Origin of the sequence: Marinomonas phaeophyticola, assembly GCF_026966905.1 — a bacterium.
Taxonomy (GTDB): Bacteria; Pseudomonadota; Gammaproteobacteria; order Pseudomonadales; family Marinomonadaceae; genus Marinomonas; species Marinomonas phaeophyticola.
On record NZ_JAPUBN010000015.1, the window covers coordinates 268,727 to 294,734 of the forward strand.

Consider the following 26,008-nt stretch of genomic DNA (forward strand, 5'->3'; position numbering starts at 1 on the left):
AAAGAGAAATTGAAATACGCGTTTTTTTAGTGAGACTGTAAGCGATAGCACACTTGATCCTGATATCGCTTACAGAGGGTCAAAAAACATTAAGAGAGAGTAAATACACTGGTTTTATTACCTAGCTCTACAGCTTGTTGTTCGATTTGATGTGTCTTATTAGAAATCGTCTCAATAGAGGCGGTATCATTGGCTAGTTGTTGTGCTATATCATCCATATCTTGGTTCATTTGTACCGCGGTTAAGGCTATTTCTTGAATGATTTGTGCCATCTCAATAGACGCCGATGAGCTGGTAGAGGCATTGTTTTCAATCTCATACATGGCATTTTCGGCGGCGGCACCGTTCTCTTGAATCGCATTAAGACTGGTTTGCCCACTTTCCATTGTATCGATGGCTTTCTGTGTGGAAGTCTGGATCGTACTAACAATGGAGGTGATTTTTCCAGTTGCTTCGACGGTTTTTTCTGCTAAAGAGCGAACCTCATCGGCGACAACAGAAAAACCTCGACCGGCTTCACCGGCTCTAGCGGCTTCAATAGCGGCGTTTAAGGCCAATAGATTTGTTTGGTTTGCTAGATCATTAATCATTCCGATAACGGTATCAATATCCTTCGATAGCCTTCCTAACTCGTCCAGTTGTAAACTGGTTTTAGACACAACCTCTACAGTATGACTGAGGTTTTCAAGGGCTGACTTGATGGTTTTCGCGCCTTTTTTGGCTGACTCATAGGTTTCATTAGAATCGATTTTTAATTGGTCTGTCGTATGAGACACTTCGGATAAACGATTAGAAATATCTCCTGTGGAGCCAGCAAGAGAGTCTGTTTTATTACTTGCTGACAGGTTATTTTGAGCAATACTTGTGATCGCCGTATTAAGGTCAATGACCATGCCGCTTACATCGGTAGTGGTGTTGACAACTTCACTGAGTACATGACCTAGGCCTACGGTCATTTCGTTGACAGATCGACTCAAGGAATCAAATTCATCATTTCGCTTTTCATTTACAAACGCTTTCGCGGTTAAGTCACCGTCTTTTATCTTATTTAAATCCTTGGAGATTCGAGAGATTGAAGCGCTTACGCTGAGTCCTATGCTATACATGATAAAAGCCGCTAAAGCGGTAACAATAATACTGACAGAAATCAGCGCGACATTGGCCTTTTTTGCACTTGCCGCCGTTTCTTTCTCTGCACTGATCACAGCTTGTTTAATAATATCTGCGGTCTCTATCCGTTGATTGTTAAAGGCTTCTTTCACCGTAGAGAATTCTTTTTGGGCCTGATTAAGATGCACTTGCTTAGCCGAATATTGATTAATTAAGTCTATATAATTGGCTGTTATGCTGAGTTTCTCTGTTAGACCAAATGAATTCACGCGTTTTTGAAATTTCTCAAAGCTCTCATGCACTAATGCTAGGTTTTCTTCCGTAGATTCGAACAAAAAGCTGGTCTCTATTTTCCTGACATTAACGAATTCTCGTTTTAATAGGGATAACTTTGCAACCGCCTCCATTATTTCTTCACCCTGATGGACTATCTTTCCTTTTAAGCCTGATGATGAATTGAAGCCAATGATGGATTGGTGATCTAACAAATTGATAAAAATAGTAGAGTAACTATCTAAAAATGTTTTTGTTTCTCTTAATGATTTGCGAATTTGTTCCACATCCGTTAAATGAATGCTTTGATCAAGGCTTTTCTGAAAACCTAGGTTGCTCGTTTCTATCGATGTGAGAAAATCGCCTAAATTATTGTTGTTAACGGTTGATAGTGCTTCTGTTTCTTTCAAGATGGCAATCGCTAGTGAGTCCATATTCTCTTTAATAATAAAGAGGTCATGCAATTTTTTACTGGAATCTTGTTGATTACTTAATCCATTAAAGGCTACTAAGGTGACGAGTAAGAACCCTGCTATAGAGGATGCTAATAGACAGACTAGTTTTGCGCGAAAGCTAAAGTTTGAAAACATAGAGAAGCCTTATATTCTAATCATATTCAGTTAAGTCGATTTCGTTACGGCAGTGGATAAAGAATCTAGAAGAAATACTATCCTCTATAATAGTTGTAAGCTGAGACTGAAAAAAATACAATAATTGTTATCCGCTTTCATGTATTTTTTGATGTAAGGCATTCTATCTATGTAAATTATTTTAGACAGGTTTGTTTACTTCAAAAAGTCGATAGCAAAGTTGCCCTGCCATTTTTTCTTTTTTAAGAGACCAAAATGTTGGTAATTCAGGAAGCGGTGACTCTTTTTCCATTTCAATATAAACCCAAGCCCGATTTGCGAGCCAATTGTCATTGAGTAATGGCATCAGTTTTGCTAACCAACCTTGTCTGAAAGGAGGATCTAAGAAAATAATATCTAATGGTCTTACTGGTGGGGTTTTTAACAGATCAACGGCGCTTTGTTGGATAACATTCGCGTTTGTTGCTCCTAGAGTCGCTAAATTGGCCGTCATTTGTTGAGTAACGATACGACTAGTGTCGGCAAATAGACAGCTGGATGCGCCTCTCGATAGTGCTTCTAATCCCAATGCGCCACTGCCGCAAAAAAAGTCACCACAATGAGCCCCTGGAATCCATACGGAAAGCCAGTTAAATAGCGTTTCTCGGACTCTATCTGGCGTTGGTCTAAGCCCTTCTATATCTGGAATGGGGAGGGTTCTTGAACGCCAATCGCCGCCAATTATACGCAATTTTGACTTCGTTAATTTTGTGTTCTTAGTGCTTTTTTTAGGTGGTTTCATTGTCTGATTTGAACCTCATGTAGGCGACTGGTTTGAATAAGTCTTTCAAGTTCCTCTTGATAGACGGTAAAAGAAAACTCGTTTAGCTGTAGCGAGTATGTGTTTATCCAATTTTGCAACGCTTGCTCATTTCCAAAAGGCACATTGGAGGCGATATTGGCCCACCACTTTGTTTGTTTGGATTGTTGTTGCATTCGTTCTTGAAAAAGGTCAACAGTCGTATTGAATACGTCTTCTTCTAGAAGGGTTTGCTCTAACAACGTTTTAGAATAATAGCTAAGCTTATCTGAGCCAGAGGTTGGATAGTTTGAAGATTGTAGTATATTCGGTGCGTGCATAATTCGCCACCATATCCAAGGTGCTGGCTGAGATGCTTCAATGTGGAGTTCTACATGATTGGCTATATTGTCTGAGTGAATTTCTTTAAGAAGGTATGTGGCCCAAAACTGTAAAGTAAACCATTCTTTTGGTTGACTGAGTTGGGGAATAGCGACGGCCGCATAACTTTCAACTAAGTTTAGTCCCTCGTTCGCCTGCAAACTCATGGTCTGGGTTGGATCTTCTCGATTAGACATGGGCGCTGTAACGGAAAAACTGTTACTAATTGAATCTATTTGTTGTTTAAATTCTTCTATGTTTGATACAGAGCCTACAAAAACGATCTTACTTACGTGTTTTTTTAATTCCTGATAGCTGTTATTGATATCTTCAATGGTGATGGATTCGTTAAACGAACGTGTTGAGGTGTGATTACTTAACGTATCGAAGGTGGCATTTAATAGTTGTTGTTTGATTTGTGATTGTTGTCTGTCTGGATGTTTCCAGTTTGAAAAAGTTCTCTGCTTAAAGTCAGGTTTAGGCAGCCACAGATTTAAAAAGTCTAAGCTAGGAAGTAATAAAGAAGGATGTCCATCCATTGTGATGGCAAGTTCGCTTCTATTGGACTGAACTTTATACTTGATGGTAGCCCCAAGGAGTTTTAAGCGATCATTTATACTTGTTGTGCTTAGTGGCAAAGTGTCACGTAGCAAAAGCTCGAAAGTGGCATCGGTTAATGATAATTTTAAATCATTACTGTATCCGTGGTTAAATAATATTCGTATCTCAAGGTTATCCTGTGGTTGCCACTCATCTAGAGTCAGCCAAGTGACGGGTATACCTGTACTGGTTTTCCATGTGTATATATCCGGCATCGAATAGTGTTTTTCTTTTGACGTAACATTTAGCAGTAAAACCATTGCTGGAATGATAACCATCAATGCTGACAAAAATGGACGACTAAATAATGGTTTTTTTGCCTGTGACATTCTATGTTTATTCCAAAAAAATAGATTTAAGCGCCAGATCGACTGCTTCAAGACTGTTAGCTGAATTGAAAAATGTTAAAATTACATGTTTTCTGTGTCTTTTTACCACAGAATCGTTAAAAAATTGAGTTTAACCACTGAGTTTCTTTAGCAACAGTGGTTAACGACATTCATCTTAGAGATCAACTTAATGGAATTTGTAAATCAAATTATTAGTTTTTTTACTCCTTATTTAGGTGAATATGCCCGTTACGTTCCAATTGCTATTGGCACGCTTATGGCCGTAATCGCATTTTATATTCGCCGTAGTTATGTTAAAAAAATAGATACAGAAATAAAAACAGCCCATGAAAAGGGTTCAGAAGAGGGAAATAAGACATGTTCTCCTGAGTCAAATAATAAAGATTCTTCTGTTGATGCGCATCTCGAATCGATAAAGCAGGATCTGAAGCCAATTGATGGTTCAAGTGCTGCAGAGAGTGAGACGCTAATATCTCAACCAATCGATACACCAGAAAGTCCGACTCCTTCTAATGTACCTGTTGCTCATGAGCCGCAGGAGACATTGACTTGGGCTCAGAGAATTAAGTCTGGTTTGTCTCGAACTCGTAGTGGCTTTGGCAATGGTTTAGCGTCTTTAATAGTTGGGCGAAAACAGATTGATGATGAATTATTAGAAGACATTGAAACACAACTGTTGACCGCCGATGTTGGTGTGGAGGCAACGCAAAGTTTATTGTCATCTATTACAGAAAAACTCGGCCGTAAAGAGTTGAAAGACTCCGATGCTTTATTATCTTCATTAAAAGCGGAATTGAAAGACATGCTTTCTTCTTCCGAAAAGCCATTACAAATTGGGCCACAGGAAGGTCCTTTTGTTATTTTAATGGTTGGTGTGAATGGAGTGGGTAAAACAACAACCATTGGTAAATTGACAAAAAAATTCCAAGCGGAAGGGAAAAGTGTTCTATTGGCAGCAGGAGACACATTTCGTGCCGCCGCTGTAGAGCAATTACAAGTATGGGGTGAAAGGAATGATGTTCCTGTTATTGCTCAACATTCCGGTGCTGACTCGGCCTCTGTTATTTTTGATGCAATTGAATCGGCCAAAGCAAAAGGTATTGATGTTGTGATTGCTGATACGGCGGGGCGCTTACAAAATAAGAGCAATCTAATGAATGAGCTTTCAAAAGTGGTTCGAGTTATGAAGAAACTTGATGTTAATGCACCCCATGAAGTTATGTTAGTTCTTGATGCTGGTACGGGGCAAAATGCCCTTAGTCAAGCAAAACTGTTTACAGAAGCCGTTGGTGTGAGCGGTATTGCTCTTACCAAACTTGATGGCACGGCAAAAGGCGGTATTATCTTTGCCATAGCGAAACAATTTGGTATACCTATACGCTTTATTGGTGTTGGTGAACAAGTAGATGACTTACGTCCTTTTGTTGGTGCAGAGTTTGTAGACGCATTATTTGATGATGTTTGATTTCTAAATGACATTTGTTAATAGCGGAGTTTTTGCTTAAGTCTTTTATTTATATGCATGTGAGTAATATTTGTGGAAATAGAATTTCAGCGTGTTGGCAAAAAATATGAAACTGGGCAAGAAGCGCTTAGTCAGGTTAGTTTTCATTTGCAACAAGGTGAAATGGCTTTTCTTACAGGGCACTCAGGTGCAGGAAAAAGTACCTTACTTAAGTTGATTATGATGATTGAGCGACAAAGTCATGGGAAAATCATTATTGATGGTGAAGATTTACTTTCTTTGAGTCGAAAATACATTCCATTCCACCGGCGTAAAGTCGGTGTTGTTTTTCAAAATCATCAGCTATTATTTGATCGAAGTGTTTTCCATAATGTCGCTTTACCTTTACAGGTTAGTGGAGCAGATCCTCAACATGTAGCCAAACGGGTAAGGGCGGCATTAGATAAAGTAGGACTATTAGGTAAAGAAAAATATAACCCCATGGCTCTTTCAGGCGGTGAGCAACAGCGCATCGGTATTGCTCGAGCCGTGGTTAATAAGCCGCAATTATTATTAGCGGATGAACCAACAGGTAACTTAGACCCGCGACTGTCGGCGGAAATCATGAATCTTTTCCAGGAATTTAATCGAGTTGGTGTAACGGTTCTCGTGGCTAGTCATGACCTCTCTTTGATTGCTCGAATGCATCATAGGGTTCTTACTCTTAACCAAGGTAGGATAGTTAATGACGGAGGCTTTTCTTAAATGTCACAGAAACCTGAACCTAGAGGCGCAACTAGACAAACACTTTCTGGCACAACCTCTAATAAAACCCGTTTGTCTCAACCTTTTAATTTTACTAGCTACTTACGTGATCATCAAAGTACTTTATTGGAAAGTTTGATGCGACTCGTGCAGGATCCGTTAGCTAGTATTATGACAGTAATGGTAATAGCAATTGCTTTGTCACTCCCTGGAGGGCTATACGTTGGCTTAAAAAACGTTCAATCAATCACTGATCAGTGGGACAATCAGTCCGTTATCAGTTTGTATTTATTTGCTGATCTTGAAGATACTAAAGCACTGGCTTTATCACATCAATTATCAAGCCGCAGTGATGTGTTAAATGTAATGTATATCTCTAAAGAAGAAGGTATGAGATATTTCGAACAGTCTAGTGGGTATGAGCAAATCTTGTCTGCCTTACCTGAAAACCCATTACCTATCGTGCTTCAAGTTATTCCGACCTATGATGTTTCCGTTGAAACGCTTTCTAGTTTAGAGGCGTTGCGTACTGAATTAGCCAGTGCCCCTGAAGTTGAATATGCCGAATTGGATGCTCAATGGTTGCATCGATTGGCGAGTGTTTTGAGTTTTGGTCAACGGTTTGTGTATGCATTATCAGCATTATTGATTGGGGCCGTTTTATTGATTGTTGGTAATACTATTAGAATGGCCGTGGAGCGTCGACGTGATGAAGTGCTGGTCATGAAGCTTGTAGGTGCAACCGACTTTTATATTCGTCGACCTTTTTTGTATATGGGGTTCTGGTTTGGAATACTGGGGGGGTACTGGCTTGTGTAACCATTGTGGTTATTAGTTTGTGGGTAAGTACTCCTGCAGAAAGAATTATTGCTCTTTATCAAAGTGATTTTTCATTGCAATCTTTTAATGCAGATGAAGTCGTTTTATGCTTAACTATGAGCGCTTTTATTGGAGTTGTGGGAGCATGGATTGCCGTAAATCGGCATATTTCAGATATTGAATTGCAGTAGTTTTTTGAGAGTTGTGCATATTTGTAAGCACGTTTACGTTAATATCTCAGAAAATGCACATTTTTGTCACACTCACACTCTGTTTACTTGCTAGTATTTATTACAACTAATTTATAGAGGTAGAAATAAAGATGGGTAAAGCTCTTCAGCCTATTGATATGATGACTCCAGGACAAAACCTAGAGTCATACATTCAGGCAGTTAGCACAATTCCAATTCTAACTGCTGAAGAAGAACACCAATTAGCAGAACGTCTTTATTATCAAGAAGACCTTGAAGCGGCTCGAACATTGGTTATGTCACATTTACGTTTCGTTGTTCACATCGCGAAAAGTTATTCAGGCTATGGCTTGAATCAAGGCGATTTAATACAAGAGGGTAATGTGGGTTTGATGAAAGCAGTGAAACGTTTTAACCCTGAAGTAGGGGTTCGATTGGTTTCATTTGCTGTTCACTGGATTAAAGCAGAAATCCACGAGTTTATACTGAAGAACTGGCGTATTGTGAAAGTCGCAACGACTAAAGCTCAGCGTAAAATGTTTTTTAATTTACGTAGTGCGAAAAAGACATTATCTTGGTTTAGCCATAAAGAAGTTGAATCTGTTGCGGAAGACCTAGGTGTATCTCCTGAAGTCGTTCGTCAAATGGAAGGGCGTATGAGTTCGTCTGACATGACGTTCGATGCTTCGTCTGATGATGATGACGATAGCGCATTTCAGGCACCGGCAAACTATTTAGAAGACCATCGCTACGATCCTGCTCAGTTATTAGAAAATGGGAATTGGGAAGAGGATTCTAATCGACGCTTAGAAGAAGCCATGTCGGTATTAGACGATAGAAGTCGCAATATACTGGTTCAACGTTGGTTATCTGATGGTAAATCAACACTGCATGAGTTAGCAGATGAGTATGGTGTTTCTGCTGAGCGCATACGTCAGCTTGAAAAAAATGCAATGAAAAAGATCAGAGAGTCCATGGGTGAGAATCAGTTTTCTTAATCTGATTAATTACTTGGAGTCACACACCATAAAAAAACCTGCCTAAACGCAGGTTTTTTTATGGTGTAAAGTGCCGCTATTTACTTTGCAATTGGTTACCAGAAAGAAATTGCCAAGTACGTATGATTTCTAATTGATCAATCTCTTTAGACAGTTCCATTGGAAAGGCCTGAAAAGGTTCTGCCAATCGTACAATTCTTATGGCTGCGTCATCTAATATACGAACCCCTGAAGATTGTAGGATTTCAATTTCTTTTACGTAGCCATTAGAAGATATAGATACCGCTAATCTTAGCTTTCCATATAATTTGTTTCGTTTAGCTTCAATTGGATAATGAATATTACCAATACGCTCTATCCTCCTCCTCCAGTCATCTAGGTATTGCGCATCAACGGATGACTTTGCAGAAACAGAGGTTAATCGCCTTATTCTTGGCCGTTTTGCAAACTCTTGTCGTTGTTTATCTAATAGGGCTTCTAAACTCGCAATGTCTGATGATAGGCGACTAGGGAGCTGTGTTTGTCCAATAAATTTTTCTTCTAAAGTTTGACTGTTATTATCCGGTTCGTCTAGAACTTTAAATATAGAGTCTTGTTGAGAAGAAATGATTTTTTTATCTCTGGTGCTTGTGTTTGATGCTAGCTGAGGTTTTACTGGTGGTGTAATTTCTCTAATTTCATCGGCTATAAACTGAGCGTCTTCAGTCGATGTTAATTTCTCTTTTCTAATTTCTGTGCCACTAGCTTGCTGGTTTGCTTGAGCGATGAAGTCTGCTTCTTTAGGTGCTTCCGATTTGTGTTGTACTATTGTTATTTCAAGTGATTTTGCTGGTGGGGGGGCAATACTAAAATCAAAATTAATAAAAACCACCATAAACACATGCATGCTTATGGCGGTAAATAATGCAATGGAAAATCGATCAGCTGTGCGCATAAAGAGATTCTAGTTTAAGCGTTTCTCTATCGCTTGAATTAAATCCATTGCGATGTTTAAGTTATATTGTGTATTTAACTCTCTAACGCAAGTTGGGCTAGTTACATTAATTTCAGTGAGGTAATCACCGATTACATCAAGTCCTACAAAAAGAAGCCCCTTTTCTTTTAATGTAGGGATAACTTGGTTACAAATCCATAAATCTCTATCTGATAGAGGTCTGCCTTCTCCGCGACCACCTGCTGCGAGGTTGCCTCTTGTTTCGCCTGATGCAGGGATTCGAGCTAAAGCATAGGGTACCGGAACGCCATCAACTATAAGGATGCGCTTATCACCCTGCTTGATTTCCGGAATAAACTTCTGAGCCATGATTTGTTCGTTACCCAATTGTGTCAAGGTTTCAATGATAACACTGATATTTGGATCATCTTGACGTAAACGAAATATTGAGGTGCCGCCCATGCCATCTAGTGGTTTGAAAATGACATCTCCATGTTCTTTGTGAAATTGCTTTAATAAATCTGCACGACGAGTAACCAGTACGGGAGGACAGCAATCAGGGAACTGGGTTGCGAATAGTTTCTCATTGCAATCCCTGAGGCTTGAGGGTTTGTTTACTACAAGTACTCCCTCTCGTTCAGCCTGTTCCAAAATCATAGTACTATAAACAAACTCTCCATCAAATGGAGGATCTTTGCGCATTAGAATCACGTTAAGCTCTGAAAGTGAAGCCTTTTTCTCTTCACCTAATTCATAGAACTTGTAAGGCTCTTGAAACACTTTAAGACTTTTCATCATGGCAAATGCTTTTCCTGAGTCTAGGAAAAGGTCTTTTTGCTCTATATAAAAAAGCTCCCAGCCTTTTTCTGCTGCGGCCCATAGCATAGCAAGTGAAGTATCTTTTTTATAATTTATAGACGCGATAGGGTCCATAACGATGCCAAGCTTAATTGTCATTGAATATTCCTGTAGGGTAAAGAGGCTGAAGTTACGCCAAAAATATGAAATATGTTGAAAGCTATGCTATAGAAATATGAGGTGTAAGAGAAGAGAGGAACAGCAACAATGATTCCATTGTTGCTGTTTTTTCACAATTAGTGTTTGTCTACTTGTCTACACTATAAATATCCCAGCGCTCAATTTTTTGAGTGGATTGAGCGAATACTTCAGCCACAACTCGACGGTTTCTAGCTCTACCTTCTTTGGTCGCATTTGATGCAATGGGTTTGCTTTCACCAAAACCAACCGCTTTGACGCGAAACGCATCAATTTTAAAGCTGTTAATCAAGACGTTGAGAATGGAGGAGGCTCTATTTTGTGATAAGTTTTGATTGTACTCATCTGAACCTATGCTATCCGTATGTCCTTCAATGACGGTAGTACTGCCCACATTTTGATTAAGAAAATCAGCCAGCTTTTTTACCTCACTATAATAGACGGGTTTGACATCATATTTGCCAGTATCGAAGAGGATATTAAGCTCCATAGATAGTAGCTTGGTACTATCCTCATGACATCCAATATTGTCTACGGCTGCATTCACTGGTGTGTCAGGGCAAGCATCACGGATGTTTATAACACCATCCTGATCTTGGTCCTTTAACGCATCAGCACTAACTTGATCGCCATAGACGGAGAGTGCAATAGCTTGTGATGACATAACTAAGGCACAAATTAATAGTCCTATCGTTTTCATAAGTATTACCAACCACTACCGTCTTCTGATTCTATAAATAACTCACTTTCTGTAGGTTCGCTGTTTCGACCATTTTGAAAGGAGCTATTGCTTGTATTATTAGGTAATTCAGACTCTGCTACATTTAATTGCTCAAATGCGCTTTCTCTTGGGGTCGTTACATTAGATTCGTCTTCAATCTCATCTTCAAACCCTAGAATCGCCGGCCTATAGATACGTAAAGCTCTCATCAATTCACCTTTAGAGTTAAACAGTCTAAATTCAGAGAACTGCTCGTCATAATCAGCGTTGACATAATCTTGGCGAGCTTCAAATAGCTCGTTTTCGCTGTCCAAAACATCTAGAAGTGTTCGTCGACCTAATCTAAATTGGCTTTCATATGCTTTTTGAGATTGCTTTGTTGCGATAACATGTTGTTGAATATGTCGTTTCTGAGCGGCGACGGCCTTGTGTGCAGCCCATGCTAAGCGAACGGTTAATTCTGTGTCCCTGATAGTATTTTTTCGTACTTCGCTTGCTTGAATTATTTGTTGTTCAGCGATTTTGCGCCTTTGTGTATCTGCTCCACCACTATATAAGTTATAGCTTAGGCGAACCATTGCTAGTAGATCTTCAGACGGACCATCTGTACCGTCAATGTTATTATCCCAAGTACGTTCAACAACAAAGTCTACTTGAGGATAATTCGCTGCGGTAGTGGATGCTTTTGCATTCTCTGTCGCTTGTACATCCCAGTTAGTTACCTCAATCGCTGGATTTTTCTCAAGAGCTTGCTCTATTGCCATTTCAAGAGTGGTTGGTAGCAAATCTCTGTCTGGCACAGGATGAATCATATTTTCATCTGGTAGTTGGCCTACAACACGAAGATATTGGCTTTTTGCATCGACTAGGTTATTTAATGCGGCTAGTCTGTTTGAGTGGGCTTTCGCAAGACGTGCGGTAATAAGCGACAGTTCGGACTGGCGTCCAACGCCGGTATCACTTTTTAATTTTAATTGTTCGTAAATACGCTCGTGCGTTTTTAAATTTAGTTCAGACAGTTTGAGAAGTTCTCTAAAGCGTAAAACATTCGAATAAACTTCAGCTACTTGTAGTGATGTATTTTCAACCGCAATAAGTGCTTCCCATCGACTTGCTTCAGTTTCATTCTTAGTTCTCTTCACTTCATTTTGAGTTTGAAATCCTCTAAATAAAGGTTGAGAGAAAGATAAAGATAGCTCACGACGAGTCAGTTTAGTATCGTCTGCACCATCATTATAGGTGGTCTCACGACCTATTCCCGCGTTTAAGTCGAGTGATGGCTTGTATCCAGACCGGGATAGGTCTATTGAATTTTTGTTTTCATTGTACTTTGAAATTGCTTGGCGGACACTGGGGTCATTTTCCATGGCGATATAAGTTGCTTCTTCTAAGGTTATAGCAGAGCTTGCTGCACTATATAGAAGAGAGGTTAGTAAAACCGTTTTTGAAAAGCTTTTCATATTATCAGTACCTATGCTCTTTTATTTATAAGTATTAAGTCCATCTATACTTTACATTGTAAATGTCTGTTTTGAATATGTATGTACGCTTTTTGTACTTATTTTATAAAAAAAATCACACTGTGAGACATTTACGTGTAAGAAATTAGATAATATCTCCCCATAGGGTATTTAATGTGGATAAAATGACTATCGGAGCCGTTTCTGTTCTTAATACTCTTGGGCCCAATGAAATTGCTGTAAAACCTCGATCTTCTGAGAACTTCACTTCTTCTTCTGTTAATCCGCCTTCAGGGCCAATAAGTGCGGCAACCGTATTATTGGAAGGCTGGCTCAGTTGTGTGAGCTTATGTTCAGTGTGATGGTGTAATGTGAGTTTTAACATTTCTTTACAATTCTCTACCCATTCTTTTAGTGTAATTGGATGGTGTATTTGAGGGATAATTCCTCGACCACTTTGTTCAGCTGCACTGATGGCTACTTGTTGCCAATGTTGAACGCGCTTTTCAATTCGGCTGTCGTTGAGTTTGACTTCGCATCGTTCACTGAAAAGAGGTTGTATTGCAAAAACGCCTGTTTCAACGGCTTTTTGAATGGCGTAATCCATCCGTTCACCGCGGGATAAGGTTTGTCCCAAAGTAACTTTTAAAGGTGATTCGTTATCTAATGCGATGAAATTATTTATGATGATTTCTGCTTGTCGCTTTTCGACTTTCTTGAGAATGGCATTGTATTGACCACCAGTGCCATCAAAAACGATTAGCGGATGTTCAGACTTGAGGCGTAACACTTTACATAAATAATGAAAGGTATCTTCAGGAAGAGAATGGAGTGTGTTTTCGGAAAGTGGTAGATCGATATAAACTCTAGGAATACGCATAAAAATAAAAGCCCTCAATGTAGAGGGCTTTTATAACGGAAAATAGAGAACTTATAAACCAGCAGATGCTCTTAATGCGTCGGCTTTGTCTGTTTTCTCCCAAGTAAAGTTATCACCAGTGCGGCCAAAGTGGCCATAAGCCGCTGTCGGTAGGTAAATTGGACGTTTTAAGTCTAACATCTTAACTAATCCTGCTGGACGCAATTCAAAGTGTTCACGCACGAGCTGACGAATGACGTTATCACTTACTTTGCCCGTACCAAATGTGTTGATACTGATGGAAGTCGGCTCGGCCACCCCAATAGCGTAAGAAATTTGAATCTCACACTTGTCCGCAAGACCCGCTGCAACGATATTTTTTGCCACATAACGACCTGCGTAGGCGGCAGAACGGTCAACTTTAGATGGATCTTTACCAGAGAAGGCTCCGCCTCCATGGCGAGCCATACCACCGTATGTGTCTACTATGATCTTACGACCTGTTAGACCGCAATCGCCAACTGGACCGCCAATAATGAACTGACCTGTTGGGTTGATGAAGTATTTGGTTTCTTTAGAAAGCCATTCTTCAGGTAGTACAGGCTTAATAATTTCTTCCATGACCGCTTCACGAAGGTCACTTTGTTTGACGGCGGCACTGTGTTGTGTCGATAACACCACGGCGTCAATCGCACATGGTTTGCCATTCTCATCATATCTAAAGGTGACTTGGCTTTTTGCGTCAGGACGTAAGAAATCTAGAGTGCCGTTTTTACGCACTTCAGCTTGACGTTGAACTAAGCGATGGGCATAAGTAATAGGTGCAGGCATTAATACATCAGTTTCATTGGTGGCGAAACCAAACATTAACCCTTGGTCCCCCGCGCCTTGTTCATGGTCACCAGCTTCATCAACACCAACGGCGATGTCTGCAGATTGCTTGCCTATAGCATTCATAACCGCACACGATTCCCAGTCGAACCCCATATCGGAACTGTTATAACCAATTTCACGTACTACGTTACGGGTGATTTCTTCAATATCAACCCAAGCGTTAGTACGAACTTCACCTGCTACTAAAACCATTCCTGTTTTTACCAGCGTTTCACAAGCAACGCGAGCTTCAGGGTCTTCGGTTAAGATAGCATCAAGGATCGCATCGGATACTTGGTCTGCGATTTTGTCTGGATGTCCTTCTGAAACGGACTCGGAGGTAAATAATGAATATTCTGACATGTCTAGTGCCTCGATCAATAAATGAATAAAGCGCTAAACAGGCATAAAAAAACCCGCTTAGCTTTGAATAATAACTAAACAGGCGATACTGCTTCTGTTTAGCTGATTTTATATAGCGTCCGCAAGCCGAAACAAATCGACGCTGTTAGTGGTTAATTCTGAACCAGAATAAAAGTAAAATCAACCAATCTCTAAAGTATATTACGCTTGATCCGTTTGTGTTTTATGAATGATCCTTTATTTTTTTTACTATATGGGCATTATATGGGGGCTAGGGCGTTGCATAGGGCGACGATAGAGGTGAGAATAGTTGTATATTCTAACGCCATCAGGAGCCGAAATAGATGTCATCTCGTAAAGAACTCGCTAATGCCATTCGCGCATTAAGTATGGATGCGGTACAAAAAGCTAACTCAGGTCACCCAGGAGCCCCTATGGGCATGGCTGATATTGCCGAAGTCCTTTGGAACGATTTTCTAAAACATAACCCAACTAATCCTAGTTGGGCGGATCGTGACCGTTTTATTTTGTCCAATGGTCATGGGTCAATGTTAATTTATTCTTTATTGCATCTTTCAGGTTACGATTTACCTATCGAAGAGTTAAAGCAATTCCGCCAACTGCATTCTAAAACGCCGGGTCACCCAGAGTATGGTTATACGCCTGGTGTAGAAACCACAACAGGCCCTCTTGGTGCGGGTGTGAGTAATGCTGTTGGTATGGCCATTGCTGAAAAAACCCTTGCAGCACAATTTAATCGTCCAGGCTATAACATTGTTGATCACTTCACTTATTGCTTTTTAGGTGATGGTTGTTTGATGGAAGGTATTTCTCATGAAGCTTGCTCATTGGCTGGGACATTAGGTCTTGGTAAATTGGTGGCATTTTGGGACGATAACGGTATTTCTATCGATGGCCATGTAGAAGGTTGGTTTACGGATGATACTCCTAAGCGCTTTGAAGCTTATGGGTGGCATGTTATTGCTGGTGTTGATGGGCATGATCCAGAAGCTATACGTGCGGCGATTAAAGAAGCTCAATCAGTAACAGATAAACCATCGATGATTTGTTGTAAAACCATTATTGGTTTTGGCTCCCCGAATAAGTCCGGCAGCCATGATTGTCACGGCGCACCTCTTGGGGACGCTGAAATTGCGGCGGCACGTGAATTCTTAGGTTGGGAGCACGCTCCTTTTGAAATTCCTGAAACGGTTTATGCGGGTTGGGATGCTAAAAACAAAGGCTCTGAGAATGAATCGGCATGGAATGATAAATTTGCGGCCTATCAATCGGCTTTTCCTGAGTTGGCCGCTGAATATGAGCGTCGAGTGTTGAAAGGTGAGTTACCTGCTGACTTTGAAGAAAAAGCTCAGGCTTTCATCCAAGAATGCCAAGATAAAGCGGAAGGCATTGCCAGTCGTAAAGCATCGCAAAATTCAATAGGTTTCTATGGCGCTATGCTACCTGAGCTACTTGGCGGTTCGGCTGACCTTGCGGGTTCAAATTTAACACTTTGGTCCGGTTCGAAAGGCATTCAAGACGATGCTGCGGGTAACTATATTTATTATGGTGTGCGTGAATTCGGTATGAGTGGCATTATGAATGGCGCCTCTCTACACGGTGGTTTCATTAATTATGGCGCCACTTTCATGATGTTTATGGAATACGCTCGTAATGCGGTTCGTATGTCAGCACTAATGGGTATTCAGAATATCTTTGTGTATACGCATGACTCAATTGGTCAAGGTGAAGATGGACCGACTCACCAACCTGTAGAGCAACTTGCTAATTTACGTATGACGCCTAATATGTCTGTTTGGCGCCCATGTGATGCAGCTGAAACGGCGGTAGCGTGGAAAGTAGCGATTCAGCGTCAGAATGCACCGACTTCCCTCATCTTCAGCCGTCAAGGTTTAAAAGCACAAGCTCGTACCTCAGAGCAATTGGCGAATGTTGAAAAAGGCGGTTATGTACTGCAAGACTGTCAAGGTATACCGGATGTGATCTTGATTGCTACCGGCTCTGAAGTTCAGCTAGCTCGTGAATCGGCAGCAGCATTGGCTGAACAAGGCAAGAAAGCTCGTGTTGTTTCTATGCCTTCAACGAATGCATTTGATCAACAAGATGCTGACTATAAGGAATCTGTTTTACCAAAATCAGTAACAAAGCGAGTTGCTATAGAAGCAGCGCATGCAGATTTCTGGCATAAGTATATTGGTTTTGACGGTGCTGTTGTTGGTATGACTTCTTTTGGAGAATCTGCTCCAGGTGGTGAGCTATTGAAATACTTTGGCTTTACTGTTGATAATGTAGTTAACACTGTAGACAGTATTTTATAGATATAATGATCAAAAAAAGGGGCCATAATGGCCCTTTTTTACTGAGGCAATACATATTGTTTAAGGTGCTATAGATCAATGATAAGAGTAGCTATAAATGGATATGGGCGAATAGGTCGCTCTGTTTTACGGGCGCTTTATGAAAATGGTTACCGGGAAAACATACAAGTTGTTGCTATAAATGAATTGTCTGATTTGGATACAATAAGTTATTTAACTCGTTATGACAGTACTCACGGCCGGTTTCCATTGCCGGTATCATGTGAGGGTAGATCGTTAAGAGTTGGGAATGACTTAATTCAATACTTTTCTGAAGCGGAACCTGACGCGATTAATTGGCAACAACTTAATATAGATATGTTGCTGGAGTGCTCAGGTAGCTTTTCTTCTCGTGAACATGCTCAGGTGTATATTGATGCTGGTGTGAAGCGAATGTTGCTATCACAGCCTGCGGATAGTGATGTAGATGCCACTATTGTTTATGGGTTTAACGAATCTGAAATTCGTTCTACTCACTCCATCGTTTCAGCTGCCTCTTGTACAACTAATTGCATCATTCCTGTGTTAGAAGCGATTCAGAATTTAGCGGGTATTGAGCATGGAACCACACAAACGATTCACTCCGCAATGAACGACCAGCCCATTATCGATGCTTACCATAAAAATGATTTACGTCTGACTCGGTCTGCAATGAGTTCCATTATTCCAGTAGATACTGGGTTATCTAAAGGTATTCATCGGTTGTTGCCTGATTTAGGTGCGAAGATTGCCTGTAATGCGTTAAGGGTTCCAACGATCAATGTCTCAGCTATAGATCTTGTTGTGCGAACTGAAAAAGTCGTGACTAAAGAAGAGATTAATACGTACTTTGAGTCATTATCACTTGGGAAGTATAAAAATATCTTAGGCTTTACAAAAGAGCCTCATGCGTCTGTGGACTTTAATCACGATGCACGCTCTGTCATTATTGATGGTACACAAACACAAGTAGTGGACGGGAAACTAGTAAAGTTGCTTTGCTGGTTTGATAACGAGTGGGGCTATGCAAATAGAATGTTAGACGTCGCTGATTATTGGGGACGTAAAATTTCAAAATAATGTTTCAAATGTGTTTTTATTTAATGGGGAAATGACATGACCGTAGTAAAAATGGTGGATTTGGACTTAGCCAATAAGCGAGTTCTGATCAGAGAAGATCTTAATGTGCCAATTAAGAGTGGTAAAGTGTCTAGTGATGCGCGAATTCGTGCTGCTTTGCCTACGCTAAAGTTAGCTTTGGATGCGGGTGCGAAAGTGATCGTCATGTCTCATTTAGGGCGTCCAACAGAAGGCGTTTTTGATACGGAATTTTCTATGCAACCTGTTGCAGACCATTTGTCTGGTCTATTAAATCAACCTGTAACCTTGGTAAAAGATTGGCTTGAAGGTGTAGCTGTTGAAGCGGGACAATTGGTGTTAGTGGAAAATGTTCGTTTCAATGTGGGTGAGAAAAAAGACGACGATATTCTGGCCCAGAAAATGGCGGCATTATGTGATGTCTTCGTAATGGATGCTTTTGGTACGGCCCATCGAGCACAAGCATCTACTCATGGTGTTGCAAAATTTGCTCCAGTGGCTTGTGCTGGCCCTCTTTTGGCCGCAGAGCTGGAAGCATTAGAGAAAGCTTTGGCGGCACCGGAGAAGCCAATGGCGGCCATTGTAGGTGGATCTAAGGTATCGACAAAGTTAACCGTACTGGAAACCCTGTCTGATAAAGTGGATCAATTGATTGTGGGCGGTGGTATTGCGAACACCTTCCTAGCGGCCGCAGGTTACCCTGTAGGTAAGTCACTCTACGAAGAAGATCTAATTCCTAAAGCAAAAGAGTTAATGTTAAAAACTTCCATTCCTCTACCTGTTGATGTTGTCGTTGCTAAAGAGTTTTCGCCAACGGCGGTTGCAACCATCAAAGATGTCAACAATGTTGCTGAAGACGATATGATTTTAGATATTGGGCCAGTGACAGCACAAAAGCTAGCCGCTCTATTGTCAGAATCGAAAACCATTATTTGGAATGGTCCTGTAGGTGTTTTTGAGTTTGATCAATTTGGCGAAGGAACAAAAACGTTGTCTATGGCTATTGCAAACAGCTCTGGTTTCTCTATTGCCGGTGGCGGAGATACATTGGCAGCGGTTGATAAGTATGGCATTCAAGATAAAGTGTCTTATATTTCTACTGGCGGTGGTGCTTTTCTTGAGTTTGTGGAAGGAAAAGTCTTACCGGCCGTTGCAATGCTAGAAACAAGATCAAAAAACTAGTTTAATAAAGAACATAAAAATATTATAAGGCAAAAAGCCACGAATAATGAGGTAGCAATTGATACCTCATTCTTTGATAACAACTAGAGAGTTTACATACACCCATAGAAGTTCGTTATTTTTACTCAGTAACGATATACATTCAGAGGAAACATTTATGCCTTTAATTAGTATGCGTCAGTTGCTAGATCACGCAGCAGAACACAGTTATGGTTTACCCGCTTTTAATGTGAATAACATGGAGCAGGTAAAAGCTATTATGGAAGCGGCAGATGAAGTAAATTCTCCTGTAATTATGCAGGCTTCAGCTGGTGCTCGTCAGTATGCGGGTTCTCACTTTCTTCGTCACTTAATCGCAGCAGCGATTGAAGATTACCCACATATTCCTGTTGTTATGCATCAGGATCACGGTACTTCTCCCGCTATATGTCAGCGTTCTATCCAGCTTGGCTTTTCGTCAGTTATGATGGATGGCTCTTTAATGGCCGACGGTAAAACACCTGCTAGCTATGATTACAATGTCGATGTGACTCGTCGTACTGTTGAGTTTTCTCACGCTTGTGGTGTCTCAGTCGAAGGTGAGTTGGGGGTGCTGGGTTCACTAGAAACAGGTGAGGCTGGTGAAGAAGACGGTGTTGGTGCTGAAGGTATTTTGACAATGGATCAAATGCTGACAGATCCTCAAGAAGCGGTAGATTTCGTGAATGCGACAGGCATTGATGCATTGGCTGTAGCCATAGGCACAAGTCATGGGGCATACAAGTTTACTCGACCACCTACTGGAGACATTCTTGATATCGAGCGTATTGCTAAAATTGTTGAGTTGCTACCAAATACGCATATAGTCTTACACGGCTCATCTTCTGTTCCTCAGGATTGGCTGACTATTATTAATGAGTTTGGTGGTGAGATTCCAGAAACTTATGGTGTACCAGTCGAAGAAATTGTAAAGGCAATTCGTTATGGTGTACGTAAAGTAAATATTGATACGGATTTACGTTTAGCTGCAACGGGCGCTATTCGTCGTAGTCTTTCAGAGCATAAGGGCAATTTCGATCCACGTAAATATTTGACTGAAAGTATTCGTGCGATGAAGGCGGTTTGTATTGATCGTTATGAAGCATTTGGATCGGCAGGTCAGGCATCCAGGATTAATACCATTGATCTAGAAGAAATGGCGGTTCGTTATGAGCAAGGTTTGTACAATAATGGTCGTAACTTTTAAGCATGATTAGTGTTTTTCTTAAAATAGCTGGTTTTTTTATTAATTTATAAAAAAACAGTTGACGTTGGGAAATACCGCCCTATAATGCTCGTCATTCCTTGCGGGAGTGGTGGAATTGGTAGACACGCTGGATTTAGGTTCCAGTGCTTCACGGCGTGAGAGTTCGAGTCTCTCCTTCCGCACCATATTTAAAAAAGCTGACTTTATGTCAGCTTTTTTTTTGCTTTTTTTCGTTCTTTTTCCTCTAAGTAGTACACTACACCAAATGGATTGTTTCCTAGAGTGAGTGAGGCTATGTTGCGTTATTTTCTACTGACATTATTTATAATGGTTAATAATTCTTATGGATTTGAATTTGTAAGTAGAGACGTTTATTTCAATGAGCGGCCGCGGCAAGTTGCGTTAATGGATTTGTTTGATCGTGTCGTAAACCGTTCAGCTGAACCTCTTCAGTTCTCTCAATTGAATACCGTTAATATCGCTGTTATTTTACCTGCAAATAAGAATCGAGAGTCTCTATTAAGTGCTTTTAAGAAGCGTATGAAAAGCTTGAAAATTGACTATCGGTTGGATGTTATTGAATACAATTTAAATATCAATAATGATGCTCTGTTTGAGCGTTATCAAAAAGCTATGCGCTTTCCCCCTGATTTCTTAATTACTACTTTAGAGAGATTTCAACAGAAAGCCATAGTTGAATCTATTTTAAGGCGGAATCAAACAAAAGTGATTTTGTATGATGTCTCTACTCCAGTTAAAGGTTGGGAAAATAACGGTTCTGTTTTTTATACAGGAGTCGATTATATGGCATCAAAAAGCGTTCTTATTGACTTTATAAGTGATGTGTCATTATCAAAATCAGAGCTTATAGCCATTGCATTTTCTAATGGTTATAAAAACCATCAGTTTTGTAATGCTTACTTAGATTTGTTTAGTGAAAATGATTTAAATATAGTGGACATTATCTATTTTGACGAATCGGAAGTTTCCAAAACGGACCTTATGGATAGGTTGTTATCTAAAGAAGAAAACGTTTTTATTTTCCAATGCGATAACTTTTTGGCTCCTTTATTTATTGATTCACTGAATGCTCAAGGAGTCCACGCTTCTATTATTAATCGTTGGAGTTTAACAGAGGCTGATGCGTCTAGTTCTGCTCTATTAGAATTTCAACCCCCTTTTGAGAAAATAGAAATCGCCATTGCCGAAATGATTAAACACCATCTAGAGAGTAAACAGTACCCAAACGTATATAAAGTGGATCTGATTATTAACCCTATCCAAGATAGCCGTACTATGATGATACCTATTTATTGACATGGAGTGTTCTGATGTTTTTAGAGAAAGAAAGTTTAGAACAACGATTTAAAGGACGTTTAAGAACTCTATTTATCATCGTCTTTATCGCGTTATCTGGGCTCTGTACTTTATGGGAATTAAACCAAGCCAAACAAAGTACACTAGTGCAGTTAGAGAGTAAGTATGGTCTAGTTGAAAATACATTTTTTGATTATCTTCAAAGGGCCGAATTTGAATTGACTACTATTGCTCAATTATTTTCCAGTTCTAATTTACCTAAAGGTAAAGAGATAGAAGCTCTATTTTCTAGCCATGATGCTTTTTTACTGGGTGTGATCGATTTTATATACCTCAAAAAATCTGATGGAACCTCAGTTGAAGATCCACGAGGACACTTATACCTAAACGATTCCGTACTTCTTTATAGCCCTTTCTCTAAAATTGGTAAGTGGCAAATTTTTTCTACAGGGGAAGGGCGTTATTTCTTAGTATTTAAGAAAAGTATGGTTTCTATTGAGGGTAAGAATCTAGGTTATATTTACGGTTTTATTTCTTTAAACAATAACTTTGTGTTTGCTAATTCTCTTTTAGACAGTGTGAATGTTGATGGTGTGACTCTTTCTACAAAGCAGGGTTCAATCATATTTGATGTGAAAACTTCTCGTTTGTTGTCTGCCAACCCCTTGCGAATCTATTCGGAAGAAATTGAGCTATCAGGTCAGCCTTCTGCATTAGAGTTAGGTGTGTTTTTACAGGAACCTAATATTCTCTCTCTAGACGATGTATTAGGGTACAAAATACTGTTGTTAGCTTTAAGTTTTTTAGCGGGTTACTTTATTGTCCTACATTTATCTCGTACCTCTATATTTGTTCCTATTATTGATTCAATTAATGATTTGTCATCAACTAAAAACACTCGTTATCAAGAGTTTGATGACATAGAAAAAATAGTCAACGGTAAAAGCGCAAGTGAAGCAGAGCAATTACGGGCGCTACAACTTTTGATGGAAAGCGAGTCTATCGTGGTTATTTTTTGTGACGAAGTAGCATCTGTGTTGAGAATGAATCAAGAAGCTAGGCATTTATTTAATGATGCCGATAGCGCTAGGACTCTGTTTGACTTTATGCCAATCATTAGCCATTCACCAATACAGCAGGCGTTAAAAGGGGAGGTGGGCACTAACTTCAATTTGCGATTTTCACATGTTAATAAAATCATTCATTGGACGCTTTATCCTTATATTGCCGAGAGTGGATTTAGAGGCGTGGCGTTAATTGGTAATGATGTTACTAAGGAAACACAGTTAGAGTGGCAATTGTCTCAAGTTCAATCCGTTTCTTTATTGGCTGGTAAACAATTTGGGTGTGAGGAGTTACTAACCGAATTAAACTACCTTGCAGGAAGGAATGAAAATTCAGATAACTTTCCAGTAGGTGAGTGGCTGAGCTCTCTGGTTTTTGGTTTTAGAGGGATAGAAGGTGTAAAAAACGGTGTGAATGATATTCGTTGCACTCTTGGGCGATTGTTGTGTGATGAATTGAATAGAGTGCCCGTCGACTTCTACAAACGGGACGACATCCTTATTGACTGCGAAATAGATTCTGCATGTGTAACGTATGTTTGGCCTAGAGAGTTTAGGTCCTTAGTGACATCGGTTGTAATGATGATTCACTCTAATGAATTAGTAGAAGAAAAGGTTATTGCCTTTAAGATTGAAAATCAAAAACTGATTATATCTGTCACAGGGATTAGCCATTCTCGACCTGTATTTAATACTCTGGTTGAAAGGTTGTCAGAAAAAATAGGGGCAAGGTTGGATATGGAGAATGATCAAAATTTTTCGATTCATTTGCCCTATATATTGACCGAAAGAGATATGGTTGAGTTGCCTAATGACTCATGTGTTATTTGGGTTGAAAACGGCTATGAAAGAGGATCATTAGTACAATCCGCTTTCTCTAAATTGAATGTTGAAATCATAAATGTGCGTTCTCCTGATGATTTGTTTTTACAATCTGAAAAATTGAAGCGCATTGACGCTGTATTGGTCGGCTGTGCAAGCTGTTCAGACAGTGATTATAAAAATTTAGTCCATACTATGTCCATGATGTTTGACCGACACAACGATCTGCCCATTGCAATGGTTGGTGTAAATAAGGCGTTGAATGAAGATGATTTATTTTTAGAGTATTATCCGTTTTCTTATAGCTTTGCAGAATTGTTAATTTCTTTATTTCAGCTAAGGCCCATTATTCCAGAAGATATGAGGGTGAAAGGACGCAACTGGTTATTTTTGGGAGGAACAAAAGTAGCGAAGGCCATTATTCGTAGTGAGTTTTCTGATCATGATATTGTGCCTCACTTTATAGATGATGCGGATTCTTATACTGCGCTGTTGAATAATTACAATATTGAGGCGGTTGTTGCTTTGGATAATAGCGGGTCAAACCGATTTGTTTCAATGCGTCAAGAATACCCTAATGTAAGAATGATATTAACCCAGAACGTAGAACTACCAATTAATACGGAATTCTTTTTAATAACTCTGCCGTATGATGCTCCACGTATCAAAGAAATGATAGAATTTGTAAGTAATAAGAAGAGTATTAATTAACTAGAGGGTGAGTGAATGAGTTTGGTCGCGATTATTGGTGCAATGGATGAAGAAGTTGCTTTGATTAAAGAATGGATGATGGATATATCGAGTGAGACAATTGCTGGATGTGAATTTCATTTTGGCCAACTTGAAGGCCAAAGCGTTGTCTTACTAAAGTCTGGGATTGGCAAAGTAAATGCCTCGGTATCTACCACGCTGTTGCTTGCGAAGTTCAACCCTACAAAAGTGATTAATATTGGTTCTGCTGGCGGTTTTGATATTGACTTGAATGTTGGGGATGTTGTTATTTCTGATAAGGTCATTCATCATGATGTTGATGTAACGGCTTTTGGCTATGTTATGGGGCAAGTTCCTAATATGCCTGAGGCTTATGAGGCTAGTCCAGAGCTTATGCGTTCTGCCATGGCTGCAATATCTGAGATTCCTGGTGTAACCGCTAAAGTAGGTTTAATAGGGACGGGTGATAGTTTTATGAGTGACCCTGAACGGGTTCAGACTGTTAGAGGTATCTTTCCATCTTTAATGGCCGTTGAAATGGAGGCGGCGGCTGTTGCTCAGGTATGTTATAAGTTTAAAACTCCTTTTGTTGTTGTTAGAGCGCTATCAGATATTGCTGGAAAAGAGTCCTCTCAAAGTTTTGAATCCTATCTTGAAACCGCGGCTAAGAATTCATCATTAATGATTCGCTCCATGTTGAAGGAAATCTAAATGATATTCAATATAGACATAAAAGCACCCTTGTTCTTGTTGCGTGCTTTTGTGCCTATATTTACTTTAATATTTTTTTCTGCTTCTGCTTTTTCTGCAGAAAAAGGTGAGGCTGATGGGCTAGATTGGTGGGCGTTATCCCATCAAAATGCGTCTCAAACTGTGAGCAAATGGTCGAATGGATTAGATGCTTTCTTTTCTGGAGAGAGTTCGTCATTACCAAATCAAAGTTTTGTAAGTCTAGAAATGGGTGCTGTTTTTACCGACACGGGCAACTCATCACCTTTTCTTGGCCTTCATATGGGAATTCGTTTACCAAACACCAAAGATAGATTGAGATTAGTAATTGATTCTGATGCGAATGAGTTAACAGAAAATAATAAAATTCAAGAAACTACCTCTTCAACTTTTGAGAAAGCGGCTGTTGGTGAGACTTTTTCGGCCGCTATTCGATATGTAAAAAAAGAGTGGAATGCCAACTTTGATGCAGGCATATTAGTCGACTTTCCGTTAGATCCTTTTGTTAGAGTTCGATTTACTCAAGATCATTTTTACTCGTCATGGTCTATACGTATGAGAGAATCTATTTTTTCTTATTATTCTCAAGGTTTTGGCGCAAGTTTTAATTCTGAGCTAACTCGACCTTTAACTAATAATCTAGTCTTTGGTCTTTCTGCGGGTTCTACCTGGCTTAATCGAGAAGAAACTTACTATTACAGAGAGAATATTTTTATAAATCACTCTATTGATGAGCGTAACAAAATTCGTTATCAATTTAGTGTTCTTCAATCTGGAGATCCTACGCCTAATCTTGATACGTACTTGTACTTTATTAATTATCAAAAAGTACTTTATGGTAATTGGTTGATTGGTCAAGTTACGCCTCAGATTACGCACGAACTCGATAATGATTTTGATCCAGAATTCACATTGACACTGTCTTTAGAAATTCTACTTGGAGAAGACTATTTAGGCTCTAAGAGTCGTTATTAGATTTGTGTAGACGCATTCCGTAT

General features: G+C 39.7%; 22 protein-coding genes, 1 tRNA gene and 1 riboswitch. Of the genes, 14 read left to right on the forward strand and 9 right to left on the reverse strand.

Annotated features, from left to right (window positions below; all coding sequences use genetic code 11):
- Window positions 1-89 precede the first annotated feature (89 nt).
- The 3 genes from O1D97_RS10345 to O1D97_RS10355 all read right to left on the reverse strand — a co-directional run bounded on the left by O1D97_RS10345 (window position 90) and on the right by O1D97_RS10355 (window position 4,061).
- Entirely contained in the window at window positions 90-1,973 is a 1,884-nt protein-coding gene (locus O1D97_RS10345; protein ID WP_269125336.1) for a methyl-accepting chemotaxis protein, read from the reverse strand.
- 181 nt (window positions 1,974-2,154) lie between these two features.
- Window positions 2,155-2,754: a 16S rRNA (guanine(966)-N(2))-methyltransferase RsmD gene (rsmD, locus tag O1D97_RS10350; protein WP_269125338.1), complete on the reverse strand. Its 600-nt coding sequence runs from the start codon at window positions 2,752-2,754 to the stop codon at window positions 2,155-2,157.
- On the reverse strand, window positions 2,751-4,061 hold the full coding sequence (locus O1D97_RS10355) for a hypothetical protein (RefSeq protein WP_269125340.1): 1,311 nt from the start codon (window positions 4,059-4,061) through the stop codon (window positions 2,751-2,753). The genes rsmD and O1D97_RS10355 overlap by 4 nt, the downstream gene beginning before the upstream one ends.
- Before the next feature lie 190 nt (window positions 4,062-4,251).
- On the opposite strand from O1D97_RS10355, the gene ftsY reads away from it, so the two are divergent.
- From ftsY to rpoH, 5 genes are all read left to right on the forward strand, one after another.
- Window positions 4,252-5,547, forward strand: coding sequence for a signal recognition particle-docking protein FtsY (gene ftsY, locus O1D97_RS10360; RefSeq protein WP_269125342.1), 1,296 nt, complete (start codon window positions 4,252-4,254; stop codon window positions 5,545-5,547).
- 72 nt (window positions 5,548-5,619) lie between these two features.
- On the forward strand, window positions 5,620-6,291 hold the full coding sequence (gene ftsE / locus O1D97_RS10365; RefSeq protein ID WP_269125344.1) for a cell division ATP-binding protein FtsE: 672 nt from the start codon (window positions 5,620-5,622) through the stop codon (window positions 6,289-6,291).
- A complete protein-coding gene (ftsX, locus tag O1D97_RS10370) occupies window positions 6,292-7,110 on the forward strand; it encodes a permease-like cell division protein FtsX (RefSeq protein WP_269125347.1) in 819 nt (272 codons plus the stop codon). It begins immediately after the preceding gene.
- Window positions 7,111-7,127: 17 nt separating this feature from the next.
- On the forward strand, window positions 7,128-7,301 hold the full coding sequence (locus O1D97_RS10375) for a hypothetical protein (RefSeq protein WP_269125348.1): 174 nt from the start codon (window positions 7,128-7,130) through the stop codon (window positions 7,299-7,301).
- 131 nt (window positions 7,302-7,432) lie between these two features.
- A complete protein-coding gene (gene rpoH / locus O1D97_RS10380) occupies window positions 7,433-8,299 on the forward strand; it encodes an RNA polymerase sigma factor RpoH (protein WP_269125351.1) in 867 nt (288 codons plus the stop codon).
- Window positions 8,300-8,375: 76 nt separating this feature from the next.
- On the opposite strand, the gene O1D97_RS10385 is transcribed toward rpoH, so the two are convergent.
- The 6 genes from O1D97_RS10385 to metK form a co-directional block, all read right to left on the reverse strand.
- Window positions 8,376-9,233, reverse strand: coding sequence for an energy transducer TonB (locus tag O1D97_RS10385; RefSeq protein WP_269125353.1), 858 nt, complete (start codon window positions 9,231-9,233; stop codon window positions 8,376-8,378).
- A gap of 9 nt (window positions 9,234-9,242) precedes the next feature.
- Window positions 9,243-10,190, reverse strand: a complete 948-nt coding sequence (gene gshB, locus O1D97_RS10390) for a glutathione synthase (protein WP_269125355.1) — start codon at window positions 10,188-10,190, stop codon at window positions 9,243-9,245.
- 148 nt (window positions 10,191-10,338) lie between these two features.
- Window positions 10,339-10,929: an OmpA family protein gene (locus O1D97_RS10395; protein WP_269125356.1), complete on the reverse strand. Its 591-nt coding sequence runs from the start codon at window positions 10,927-10,929 to the stop codon at window positions 10,339-10,341.
- A gap of 5 nt (window positions 10,930-10,934) precedes the next feature.
- Window positions 10,935-12,410 carry a TolC family outer membrane protein gene (locus tag O1D97_RS10400; RefSeq protein ID WP_269125357.1) on the reverse strand — a complete coding sequence of 492 codons (1,476 nt, stop codon included), beginning with the start codon at window positions 12,408-12,410 and terminating at the stop codon, window positions 10,935-10,937.
- A gap of 145 nt (window positions 12,411-12,555) precedes the next feature.
- Window positions 12,556-13,290: a 16S rRNA (uracil(1498)-N(3))-methyltransferase gene (locus tag O1D97_RS10405; protein WP_269125359.1), complete on the reverse strand. Its 735-nt coding sequence runs from the start codon at window positions 13,288-13,290 to the stop codon at window positions 12,556-12,558.
- A 51-nt stretch (window positions 13,291-13,341) separates the two neighbouring features.
- A complete protein-coding gene (gene metK, locus O1D97_RS10410) occupies window positions 13,342-14,505 on the reverse strand; it encodes a methionine adenosyltransferase (RefSeq protein ID WP_269125361.1) in 1,164 nt (387 codons plus the stop codon).
- Between the two features lie 77 nt (window positions 14,506-14,582).
- Window positions 14,583-14,658: riboswitch (SAM riboswitch) on the reverse strand.
- Window positions 14,659-14,849: 191 nt separating this feature from the next.
- On the opposite strand from metK, the gene tkt reads away from it, so the two are divergent.
- The 9 genes from tkt to O1D97_RS10455 all read left to right on the forward strand — a co-directional run bounded on the left by tkt (window position 14,850) and on the right by O1D97_RS10455 (window position 25,985).
- A complete protein-coding gene (gene tkt, locus O1D97_RS10415) occupies window positions 14,850-16,844 on the forward strand; it encodes a transketolase (RefSeq protein WP_269125363.1) in 1,995 nt (664 codons plus the stop codon).
- A 78-nt stretch (window positions 16,845-16,922) separates the two neighbouring features.
- Complete coding sequence (locus O1D97_RS10420) at window positions 16,923-17,942, forward strand: type I glyceraldehyde-3-phosphate dehydrogenase (protein WP_269125365.1); 1,020 nt, start codon at window positions 16,923-16,925, stop codon at window positions 17,940-17,942.
- A 36-nt stretch (window positions 17,943-17,978) separates the two neighbouring features.
- The gene (locus O1D97_RS10425) at window positions 17,979-19,142 is read left to right on the forward strand and encodes a phosphoglycerate kinase (protein ID WP_269125367.1); all 1,164 of its coding nucleotides are present in this window, start codon (window positions 17,979-17,981) and stop codon (window positions 19,140-19,142) included.
- Between the two features lie 157 nt (window positions 19,143-19,299).
- Window positions 19,300-20,367 (forward strand): class II fructose-bisphosphate aldolase, encoded by a 1,068-nt coding sequence (gene fba / locus O1D97_RS10430; RefSeq protein ID WP_269125369.1) that lies wholly within the window; start codon window positions 19,300-19,302, stop codon window positions 20,365-20,367.
- A 100-nt stretch (window positions 20,368-20,467) separates the two neighbouring features.
- Window positions 20,468-20,552 (forward strand) — tRNA-Leu (locus O1D97_RS10435).
- A gap of 220 nt (window positions 20,553-20,772) precedes the next feature.
- The gene (locus O1D97_RS10440) at window positions 20,773-21,684 is read left to right on the forward strand and encodes a type 1 periplasmic-binding domain-containing protein (RefSeq protein ID WP_269125371.1); all 912 of its coding nucleotides are present in this window, start codon (window positions 20,773-20,775) and stop codon (window positions 21,682-21,684) included.
- Between the two features lie 14 nt (window positions 21,685-21,698).
- A complete protein-coding gene (locus O1D97_RS10445; RefSeq protein ID WP_269125373.1) occupies window positions 21,699-24,281 on the forward strand; it encodes a LuxQ periplasmic sensor domain-containing protein in 2,583 nt (860 codons plus the stop codon).
- A 15-nt stretch (window positions 24,282-24,296) separates the two neighbouring features.
- Window positions 24,297-24,992 (forward strand): 5'-methylthioadenosine/S-adenosylhomocysteine nucleosidase, encoded by a 696-nt coding sequence (mtnN, locus tag O1D97_RS10450; RefSeq protein ID WP_269125375.1) that lies wholly within the window; start codon window positions 24,297-24,299, stop codon window positions 24,990-24,992.
- Complete coding sequence (locus tag O1D97_RS10455) at window positions 24,993-25,985, forward strand: hypothetical protein (protein ID WP_269125377.1); 993 nt, start codon at window positions 24,993-24,995, stop codon at window positions 25,983-25,985.
- The last annotated feature ends 23 nt before the right edge of the window (window positions 25,986-26,008 follow it).